Origin of the sequence: Streptacidiphilus melanogenes, from assembly GCF_000787835.1 — a bacterium.
Taxonomy (GTDB): domain Bacteria; phylum Actinomycetota; class Actinomycetes; order Streptomycetales; family Streptomycetaceae; genus Streptacidiphilus; species Streptacidiphilus melanogenes.
In genome coordinates this window covers 283515-293787 of the sequence record NZ_BBPP01000004.1, presented here as the reverse complement: position 1 = coordinate 293787, position 10273 = coordinate 283515, and the positions used below count along the sequence as shown (strand labels likewise).

Sequence of the window (10273 nt, the reverse complement as noted above, 5' to 3'; positions counted from 1 at the left end):
GGTTCCCTCATGGTGCGGGGCAGGTCGGGCAGGCACCCGCGCGTACGCCGCGCGGGTGACGCAAGGAACTAAACGGGACAAAGGCACGAGGTGACTAGGGCGCAGGTCACATCCGCGCACCGCCGTGGTGAGGTGGCCGGCCCCGGAACCGGGCGGGTCACCTCACCTCGGCGTGGCCGGGTCGGCGTCAGCCGAGCGTCCACTGCTGGAGGGACGAGCCGGTGTTCGGCTGCTGGGTGACCAGCGCGCCGTTCGCGGTGGAGGCGGTGGTGAGCAGCAGGCCGGAGTGCGCGTTGGTGAGCGTGTAAGCGCCCGAGGGCAGCCGGGTCACCGTCCACTCCTGGTTGCTGCCGCCGGTGCAGTTCCACTGGATCACCGGGGTTCCGGCGGCGGTGGCGCCGCCGTCGTCGTCCATGCACTGGCCGGAGTTGCCGTTCACGACGGTGTAGTCGCCGTCAGGCTGCCGGGTGAAGGTCCAGCTCTGGTTCTTCCCGCCGTTGGTGGACCAGGTGTCGAGCTGGGTGCCCTGCGTGGTCGACCAGTTGGGGTCGTCCAGGGCCTGGCCGCCGAGGGTCAGCGTGTGCGTGCCGCTGAGGTCGGTGGTCGTGGCCGCCGCCGTGAAGGTGAGCGTCTGCGCGGCGGCGGCGCGGGTGTCGCCGCTGGTGCCGGTGTTGTCCCAGGTGCGCTGCGGGGAGGTGGCGACGGGCTGGGTGGTGCCGCTGGTGAGGCTCAGGGCCAGCTCGCTGTAGCGGTTGACGAGGCGGTAGTTGCCGGTGGGGGTGGAGGAGCCGCTGGTGGCGGGCGTGCTGAGGATGCTCTGGACGGACCACTGCTGGCCGACGGTGGGGCTGGCGCCGCGGGTGGCGGGGGTGACGGCGGCGCCCCAGGCGCGGCCGGCGTTGCCGGTGGAGTCCACACCGAGCAGCTGGCCGGAGCCGACGTTGGTGACGGTGTAGAAGCCGTCACCGGTGGGGGTGAAGGTCCACTGCCCGCTGGTGCCGCTCCCGGCGGCGGTGGTCAGGCCTGCGCCGCTCTGGGCCAGGTACTGGCCGTTTCCGGCCGCGATCTGGTAGGCGGACCCGGCCGTGACCGGGGCGGCGGGCAGGGAGCCGGCCGCGCTCGGTGCGATGGTGATGTCGGTGTAGCCGCCGCCGGAGCCGTCCTCGCACGAGATGTTGCAGTACATGCGCACGGTCTTGCCCACGGTGGTGTCGCTGGTGAGGTTCTGCGGGTCCATCAGCCACCGGTACCAGGAGGTCTGGGCGTCGCCGATCGGACCGAGGTCGGTCCACCGCTGGGTGGCCAGGTCGCCGGTGGCGTAGATGTGCTGCGGGGCGCCGCCGGAGGGGTAGTCGCTCTCGGGGGTGGCGATGTACAGGCCGAGGTAGGTGTCGTAGGAGACGTTCATGAACGACAGCTGCGACGTGGCCGGCGCGGTGCCCGCGGCCACCTGGGCGCTGATCGTGCCGGTGCTGCTCGGCGAGTAGCCGTCGGCGGGGGGAACGTAACCGAGGCCGCCGCCGTCGGCCGGGATGACGTCGGACTCGGCGCCGCCGACACCCGCAGTGGACCAGGAGCCGTCGTACCACTTCTGCCAGGAGGAAGGCGCCATCTTCTGGGAGATCGGCGCGCGGGCGACGTGCTCCTCGAACGCGCCCCAGCCGCCTCCCTGGTCGACCAGGCGGGAGGTGTAGAAGACGTAGAAGTAGCCGGAGCGGTAGTCGGTGAACAGGCGGGGGTCGCCGTCACCCCAGTAGTAGGTCTGGTGGGGGAACGCGGTGCGCCCGTCCACGGTCGGGTCGTCGCAGGAGTTGAGCCGCAGCGTGCCGGTCCCGTCGATGCACTCGGACGTGGAGCCGGTGACCTTGATCTGGCCCTTGGCGCCGGAGGCGGGAGCCGTGAACTGCTGGGCGGCCGCGCCGGTGCAGTTCTGGATGGTGAAGGTGCTGCCCGTGGTGGTGCCCGAAGCGGTCAGGCAGAGGTTGGAGGCGGGGTTGACCAGCTCGCCGTTGCTCGCGGTCCACTTCTGGTTGGACTGGTTCGTGCCGCAGCCATAGGTGTCGACCGCGGTGCCGGCGGCGGTGCCGCCCCCGTTGATGTCCAGACAGCTGGTGCCGGTCTGCACCTGCCCGTTCGACGCCATGGTCCACAGCTGGCTATTGGGCCGCGAGGTCGAGTACGGGGAGGTGATCGCGTGGTCGGTGATGGCCCAGGTGGCGCCGTGGTCCTTGGAGACGGCGTAGTCGATGGCGTCGAAGTGCGCGGAGTCGCCGAAGGGGCTCATCGAGAACTCGTTGTGGACCAGCCCGTACCACCAGCCGGTGTCCGGGTCGACCCACACCCCGACCAGGTCGCAGTAGTCCCCGTAGGCGTAGCCGCCCGCGGTGGCGTTCTTGCCGGTCGGGCCGTTGTTGCAGCGCCACACCGTGTTGTTGTTGGCGTCGGCGGGGTTGGCCGGGTTCACGGAGGTGTTGATCGACGCGGCGGCGGCGTCGGACATGTTCGCGCCGGTGTAGAAGCTCCAGACGTGGCCGTCGGTGGCGCCGTACCCGGAGTAGGAGTTCTGGTAGTAGAACTGGCCGCCCGCGTCGGTGAAGGGGAGCGAGGGGCTGTCGCTGCCGTGGAAGCCGCCGTTGGTGATCGCGGTCGCGTCCATCGTGTACGGCGCGGCGGGAGCCGTGGAGGCAGAGAACTGCTGCAGAGCCTGGGCGGGGTCGCAGGGTTCCAGGCCGATCGTCGCGCCGTTGCTCACGGATCCGCCCTGGACCTCCAGACACTTGCCGGACTTGGGCGCGTAGACGGTGCCGTCGGGCAGGGCGGCGAACTTCTGCCCGGCCGAGCCGGAGGTGCAGTCGTACAGCTCGATCGCCGCGCCGCTGGCATTGGAGCCGCCAGTGACGTCGAGGCACTTGCCCAGGACGGTGACGCTGCCGTCGGAGTTCCAGGTGAAGCTCTGGTTCGTGCCCGAGTCGCAGCTCCGGACGTCGATGGTGTTGCCGTTGGCGGTACCGGAGTTGGCGTCGTCCAGACACGCACCGCCGATGGTGATCGGGCCGGCGGAGGCGGCGGCGCTCGCCGTCGGGACGCCGCCGAGCAGCGGCACACAGAGCGCAGTGAACCCGGCGAGGGCGGCCGCGATCGCTCTGCGCGACCGCCCTGTCAGTCTGGCTGTCATGGGGAACCTCCGGGGGATGTGCCGCCCTGGGGACGGGAGGCACCGAGAATAGTTCCGCTAGAATCCGAACTAACAACGCGCTCGTCAAGACTTCGCGCAAGGTTCGCTGGTCAGACACCGCGCCCGGCCATGGCCCGGATCGGGTCCCGGTAGACGGCATCGAGCGCGAGCAGCGCGCCGCCCCGGGCCGCCGCGGCGAAGCCGAGGCCGGAGGGGACGATCTCGCAGCCGCCGCCCCGCGGCGCGATGACCCGCTCGCCCACCGCCGCAGCGACCTTGTCCGTCAGATAGCGGCCGAAGTAGGCGAAGTGGCCGCCGAGGACCATCAGGCGCGGGTTGAGGACGTCCGCGAGCAGGGCGAGGCCGGGCCCAAGATTGGCGGCGATCCGATCCAGCGCGTCCAGGGTGCGGGCGTCGGCGGCCCGGGCGCGGCGGCGCAGCTCCGCGAGCCGGTACGCCGGGTCGACGGACGGATCGTGGACCGCGTCGGCCGGATCGGCGGCGTAGCGCAGCAGCGCGCCGCGGCCGACCGTGGTCTCCCAGCAGTCGCGTCGGCCGCAGCAGCAGCGCTGGTCGGAGGGGACGAGCGGCAGGTGGCCGATCTCCCCGGCGTGACCGGCCGCGCCGCGCACGAGCCGGCCGCCGGCGATGATGCCGACGCCGACCCCGGTCTGCCCGGTGACGTAGACGAGGTCGCGCACGCCCCGCGCGGAGGCCGGGACGTACTCGGCCAGCGCGCCGAGCTTCGCGTCGTTCTCCAGATACAGGTCCGGCTCCGGGTACAGCTCCGGGTACATACCCGGCTCCGGAGGCCGGTCCTGGAGGAACAGCTCCGGGAGCTCGCCCGCGAGCCCCTCGCGCAGCCGGGCGAGCGCCCGCACGCCGCGCCAGCCGATGTTGGCGGCGTAGCCGACCACCCCGGCGGCGACGTCGACGGCACCGGGTGTGGCGAGGGTGACCCCGACCGTGCGCCCGCCACGGGCGCGGACCGCCCGGAGGGCCGCGGCGACGAGCCGGGCCGTCTCGTCGAGCGTGGCCTTCGGGTCCGCGCGCGGGACGTCGAACGGCGTGCGACGTTCGAGCGCGACCTCGCCCCTGAGGTTGAGGGCCAGCAGGCCGAGGTAGTCGACGTTGACCTCCACGCCGATCCCGTGGACGTCGGCGCCGTCGATCCCGACCGTCAGGGCCGGGCGCCCGAGCGCGCCGTCGCGCTCGGGCTCGCCCTCGGCGACCAGGCCGCCGTCGAGCAGCTCGGCGACGAGGTGCACGACCGTGGTCCTCGGCAGTCCGGTGTCGTCGGCGATCCTGGTGCGGGCGCGCGGGCCCTCGTCGCGCAGCAGGCGCAGCACCGCACCGAGGTTGGCCCGCCGGGCCGACAGGCGGTCCCGGCGCACGACCGGCCCCGCGATGGCCAGCCCCTGGACGTCCGCCACCCGCGCCGACCGGTTCACCCTCACGCCCCCGTTCCCCTCGTCGGCTTTCCTCGTCGCCCGCCCTTGACTTCAGCAGAGTTAGTTCAAACAATAGCCGAATCAATCACAGCCCCTCGCCCGACCCCCTTTCCGAGGAGACGCACGTGAAGGTCAGAACCGCCTCTCTCGCGGCCGTCGCCGTGGCCCTTACGGCCACGACGGCGCTCACCGGCTGCTCCAGCAGCGGCTCCACCGCCTCCGGTTCCACTGGTGGCAGCAGCGCCGCCTCCGGGCCGGTCACCCTCGACTTCTGGGGCTGGGCGCCCGGCTATGCGCAGTCGGTCGCACTGTGGAACAAGTCCCACCCCGACATCCAGGTCAGGTTCGACACGACCGCGCCGGGCTCCAAGGGCGGCTACACCAAGATGCTGACGGCGGTGAAGGCCGGGAACGCCCCGTGTCTGGCTCAGGTCGGCTACGAGACGCTGCCGAGCTTCGCCGCCGCCGGCGCCCTGCAGGACGTGTCCTCCTCCGCCGCCTCCGCCAAGAGCGAGTTCGCGACCTGGACCTGGAACCAGGTCAGCATCGGCGGCGCCACCTACGGCATCCCGGTCGACACCGCCCCGATGGCGCTGATGTACCGCAAGGACCTGTTCGCCAAGTACGGCATCACCACTCCCCCGGCCACCTGGGACCAGTACGCCGCCGACGCCGCCAAGGTGCACGCCGCCGATCCCACCGTCTACCTGGGCGACTTCGGCAACGACGCCTACAACTACGCCGGTCTGGCCTGGCAGGCGGGCGCCCCCTGGTTCGGCACCGCGAACCAGCAGTGGCAGGTGAGCCTGGACAACGCCGGAAACCAGAAGGTCGCCTCCTACTGGCAGGGCCTGCTCGACAAGAAGCTGCTGAAGACCGACCCGAGCTACGACCCGTCCCTGTACAAGGACATGGCGAACGGAAAGATCCTCTCCGACGTCAACGCCGTCTGGGACGCGCCGATCATCGCCTCCAGCGTCGCGAGCACCTCCGGCAAGTGGGCCGTCGCCCCGATGCCGGTCTGGGACGCGGGCAACCCCGTCTACGGCAACGACGGCGGTTCGGCCACCGCCGTCCTCAAGGGCTGCGCGCACGCCGCGCAGGCCACCGCGTTCGCCGTCTGGATGAGCACGGACGCCGACAGCGTCTCGAACCTGATCAAGGTCACCGGCATCTACCCCGCCGCCACCTCCGGGCTCACCAACCCGGCCCTGTCCGCACCCGACGCCTTCTACGGCGGCCAGAAGATCTACGACGTCTTCAACGCCGAGACCCCGCACATCAACACCTCCTGGCAGTGGGGCCCGACGATGACCCAGACCTCCACCGACCTCGGCGACGGCCTCGGCCAGGCGGGCACCGGCGGCGCGACCCTGCCGAGCGTGCTGGGCACGGTGCAGACCAAGACCGTGGCCGAGATGAAGCAGCAGGGCCTGACGGTCTCCGGCTGACCGGACCGTCCCTCCGCTCCCCGCGCCGCCGTCCGGGCCCTGACCGGCGGCGGTGCGGGGCCCCGACGACGCCCCGTCCGAAAGGCACCGACCCGCATGACCACCGCTCCCCTCGGGCGGGCCGCGACGGCGACTCCACCGGTCGCGGCCCATCGTCCGCCCCGCCACGTGCGCCGCCGCGCCCGGACCGCCGCGCTGTTCCTCGCGCCGTTCCTGATGCTCTTCGCGGCCATGTACCTGGCCCCGATCGGGTACACGCTCTACCAGAGCCTCTTCCGGATGCACCGCGACGGGCTCGGCCTCAGCGCGCCCACGCAGGTGTTCGCCGGGCTCGCCAACTACACCACCGCGCTGGGCGATCCGGCCTTCCGCGGCTCGCTGCTGCGGGTGTTGCTGATCGGCGTCGTGCAGGTGCCGGTGATGCTCGGGCTCGCGCTGGGCCTCGCCCTGCTGCTGGACGCCAGGTCGACGCTGTTCAGGCGGTTCTTCCGGCTGTCCTTCTTCCTGCCCTACGCGCTGCCCGGCGTCGTCGGCGCCATCATGTGGTCCTACCTCGTCGCGCCCGGGCTCAGCCCGATCACGGCGGCCGCACACCACCTCGGCCTGCACCTGGACCTGACCTCGAACGGCATGCTGGCCCCGACCATCGGCAACATGCTGACCTGGGGCTGGACCGGCTACAACATGCTGATCATCTACTCCGCCCTGCAGGCGATCCCGGCCGAGCTCAGCGAGGCCGCCACCATGGACGGCTGCTCGGCCTGGGGCGTCGCCTGGCGGATCAAGATCCCGCTGGTGCGTCCCGCGCTCGTGCTCACCACCGTGTTCTCCATCATCGGCACCGCCCAGCTCTACAACGAGCCCGCCATCCTGCACAACGTCGCACCGAACCTGAGCAGCACCTACACGCCCATCTACGCCGCCTACGACGCGGTGAACGCCAACAACTTCAACGCCGCCGCGGCCGAGTCCGTGATCCTGGCGCTGCTGGCGTTCGTGCTCTCCTTCGGTTTCCTCAGGCTCGTCCAGCACCGTGGGGCCGCCCTGTGAGCCGCAACCCCGCTCCCCAGCTCGACCGCCCCACGCGGCAGACAGTCCCCGCCGCGGCCGCCCGCCGCGCCCCCGTCGGCAACCGACCGCCCATCCGGTTCGACGCCTCGCGCTGGCTCGTGCTCGGCGTGCTGGTCATCGCGTCGGTCTACTTCCTCGCGCCGGTGTGGTGGCTGCTGGTCGCGTCCACCAAGACCGACTCCGGCCTGTTCAGCGGCAACGCGTTCTGGTTCGGGCACTTCGCCTTCTTCGACAACGTGCGCACGGTCTTCACCGAACAGGGCGGCATCTACTCGACCTGGCTGCTCAACAGCGCCCTGTACGCGGTCGGCGGCGCGACGGTCAGCACCCTGATCTCCGCGATGGCCGGCTACGCGCTCACCAAGTACCCCTTCCGCGGCCGGGAGTTCACCTTCAACGTGGTGCTCGCCGCGGTCCTGGTGCCGCAGCCGCTGCTCGCCGTCCCGCTGTACCTGCTGTTCTCCGAGGTGCACCTGGTCAACACCTACTGGGCCGTCCTGCTGCCCAGCATGGTCAGCCCGTTCGGCGTCTACCTGGCCCGCATCTACGCCGGCGCCTCCGTGCCCGACGAGCTGCTGGAGGCCGGCCGCATCGACGGGGCGGGAGAGCTGCGGATCTTCTTCACCATCTCGATGCGGGTGATGGCCCCGGCGCTGGTCACCATCTTCCTGTTCCAGTTCGTGTCGATCTGGACCAACTACCTGCTGCCGGTCCTCATGCTCGCCAACGACAAGCTGCAGCCGGTCACCGAGGGCATCGTCGGCTGGCAGGCGCAGCGCGCCATCGGCCCGAGCGCGCCGCCCTACAACATCGTCATCACCGCGGCCATGATCTCCGCGGTCCCGCTGGTCGTCCTGTTCCTTTCCCTGCAGCGCTACTGGCGCTCCGGCCTGACCGCCGGCAGCGTCAAGTGAGGAGTCCCCGCGTGCCCGCCCGGTACCACCTGCGGTTCCAGCTCCACCCCGGCCCGGACCTGCACGACCGCACCACGGAACTGGTCAAGTTCTGCGGCGAGGCCGGCGTGGACGAGGTCGTGCTGCTGCTCGGAGCCGAGGAGCTCTACGCCGGCCATCCCGCTGGCGCGGACGAGGACCTCTGGTTCGAGACGGCGGCCGCCGCGGCCAGGCAGCTGCGCGAGGCCGGGCTGCTGGTCAGCCTCAACCCGTGGGTCACCGCCGGGCACGCCGACCGCGGCCGCGCGGACCGGCTCGGCTTCACCCCGATGGTCGGGCCGGACGGCGTGGTCGCCACCGCGCAGGCCTCCTTCGCCTGCCCTCGCTGGCGCGCCTGGATCACCTCGCACTACGCGCGCTTCGCGACCCTCGGCTTCCGGGTGCTGTGGCTGGAGGACGACTTCCGCTACCACAACCACGCCCCGCTCACCTGGGGCGGCGGCTTCGAACAGCCCATGCTGGACCGGCTCTCGGCGCTGGTCGGCGAACCGGTGACGCACGAGCGGGCAGTCGCGGCCGTCACCGCGCCCGGCACCCCGCACCCGTGGCGCGCACTGCTGCAACAAGTCTGGCGCACGGCCCAGTTGGAGGTCGCCGCGCAGATCGCCGCAGCAGTGGCCGAATCCTCCGGCGGGCGTTCCCGGCTCGGTCTGATGAGCTCCGAGCTCGGTGTCGCCTCCGTCGAGGGCCGCGACTGGCCCGCCCTGTTCCAGGCCCTGGCCATCGAGGGCGAGGCGGCCCACCGTCCGCACTTCGCCCGCTACAGCGACGCGCCCGGCCGCGAACTGTCCTTCTCCTTGTGGACGCTGGAGGTCCAGCGCGCCCTGCGTCCGCGCTGGGCCAGCAGCGAACCGGAGATCGAGAACTGGCCGCACACCGCGTGGTCCAAGTCCGACACGCAGACCTGGTCCGAGCTCGTGGCGGCTCAACTCGCAGGCTCGGACGCGATGTTCCTCAACGTCCACCCGATGCAGTCCGGCCAGGCACAGCGCTTCCCTGACATCGCGGAGATGCTCCGCCGCTCCCGCCCGGCCCTCGACTGGATCGCGGACCGGCAACCGCGGGAGCTGCACACCTTCGGCGTCGGCCTGCCGGTGCGGCCCGAGGCCGCCGCGCATGTGCGCGCCCGGGTCGGCGGCGACCTCGGCGAGCTGGCCGTCGACGCGGGCCCCGCGGCCGACCTCCTGCTGCGCTACGGCGTCCCCGTCACCGCCGGACCGGCCCCGGTACGGGTCCTGTTCGGCCAGCTGGCCTGGGCGTTCGACGACGCCGAGGTCCGGGAGTTCCTGCGCGGCGGAACCCTGCTGGACGGCGTCGCCGCGGACATCCTCGTCCGGCGCGGCTTCGGCGACCTGATCGGCCTCGCCTCGGTCGGGCTCGTCACCCGCGAGGACCACGCCGCCGCGCCGGGTCCGTACGCGCTGGAGCGGGTGGCGCCGACTGCGGGAAGCGACACGGCCGAGGTCTACCTCAGCGTCAACAACCAACCGGCTCTCGCCCGGTTGACGCCGGTGGCAGAGGCCGAAGTCTGGACGCGGATCCTGACACCGCGCCAGGAGCCGTGGGGTGTCGGCCGCTTCGTATTTCGCAACGCTGTCGGCGGCCGGGTCGCGGTCCTCGCCGCCACCGCGCCGGAACTGCTGCCCTTCGACGACGACGGCCAGCGCCTCCTGCACGCGACGATCCGGTTCCTCGAAGCCGACCGGCCCACGCTCCCGCTCGTCAGCGGCGGCCCGCACCTGCTCCCCCACCTGCTGCGCACCGACGACGGCTGGAGCCTGACGGTGGCCAACGGCAGCGCCGACCCGGCCCGCCCGCGGGTCGACCTGCCGCGGGCACCGGAGGGGGTCACGTCCTTCCGTCTGACCCCCCTGGCCGAGCCCGAACCGGCGACGTCCACCTGGGACGGCCGCCACCTCCGCGCCATCGAACATCTCCCATACCGCGGCTGGTTGCGCGTCGACTGGCACTGACGCCGCACGGAGCGACGCGCGCCGACCTCGCCTCCCAGGCCGAGGTCGGCGCGCGGCCATGGGCGTGCGCCGTGGCGGCGCGGCCGTCAGGCAGTCCGTGATCCGCAGCACCGGACCGCCCGCTGGGCCTCGGGGACCGCCGCAAAGCAGCGGCTACCGCAACCCGGCCTCACCGTCACCGCGGCGGCCCGAGCCCCGC

At 72.1% G+C, this 10273-nt stretch carries 6 protein-coding genes; 4 read left to right on the top strand and 2 right to left on the bottom strand.

Annotated features, from left to right (window positions below):
- Positions 1-187 precede the first annotated feature (187 nt).
- Together TR49_RS39695 and TR49_RS07020 are read right to left on the bottom strand one after the other, a co-directional pair.
- On the bottom strand, positions 188-3175 hold the full coding sequence (locus tag TR49_RS39695) for an RICIN domain-containing protein (protein ID WP_084724625.1): 2988 nt from the start codon (positions 3173-3175) through the stop codon (positions 188-190).
- Positions 3176-3285: 110 nt separating this feature from the next.
- A complete protein-coding gene (locus TR49_RS07020) occupies positions 3286-4632 on the bottom strand; it encodes an ROK family protein (protein ID WP_201776156.1) in 1347 nt (448 codons plus the stop codon).
- A 119-nt stretch (positions 4633-4751) separates the two neighbouring features.
- Between TR49_RS07020 and TR49_RS07015 the strand changes: the two genes are divergently transcribed.
- The 4 genes from TR49_RS07015 to TR49_RS07000 all read left to right on the top strand — a co-directional run bounded on the left by TR49_RS07015 (position 4752) and on the right by TR49_RS07000 (position 10074).
- Positions 4752-6077, top strand: coding sequence for an extracellular solute-binding protein (locus tag TR49_RS07015; protein WP_042378296.1), 1326 nt, complete (start codon positions 4752-4754; stop codon positions 6075-6077).
- Between the two features lie 96 nt (positions 6078-6173).
- Positions 6174-7127, top strand: a complete 954-nt coding sequence (locus TR49_RS07010) for a carbohydrate ABC transporter permease (protein ID WP_042378295.1) — start codon at positions 6174-6176, stop codon at positions 7125-7127.
- Complete coding sequence (locus TR49_RS07005) at positions 7124-8062, top strand: carbohydrate ABC transporter permease (protein ID WP_084724624.1); 939 nt, start codon at positions 7124-7126, stop codon at positions 8060-8062. Before TR49_RS07010 ends, TR49_RS07005 begins: the two co-directional genes overlap by 4 nt.
- 11 nt (positions 8063-8073) lie before the next feature.
- The gene (locus TR49_RS07000; RefSeq protein WP_052434069.1) at positions 8074-10074 is read left to right on the top strand and encodes a serine/threonine-protein kinase; all 2001 of its coding nucleotides are present in this window, start codon (positions 8074-8076) and stop codon (positions 10072-10074) included.
- Positions 10075-10273 lie beyond the last annotated feature (199 nt).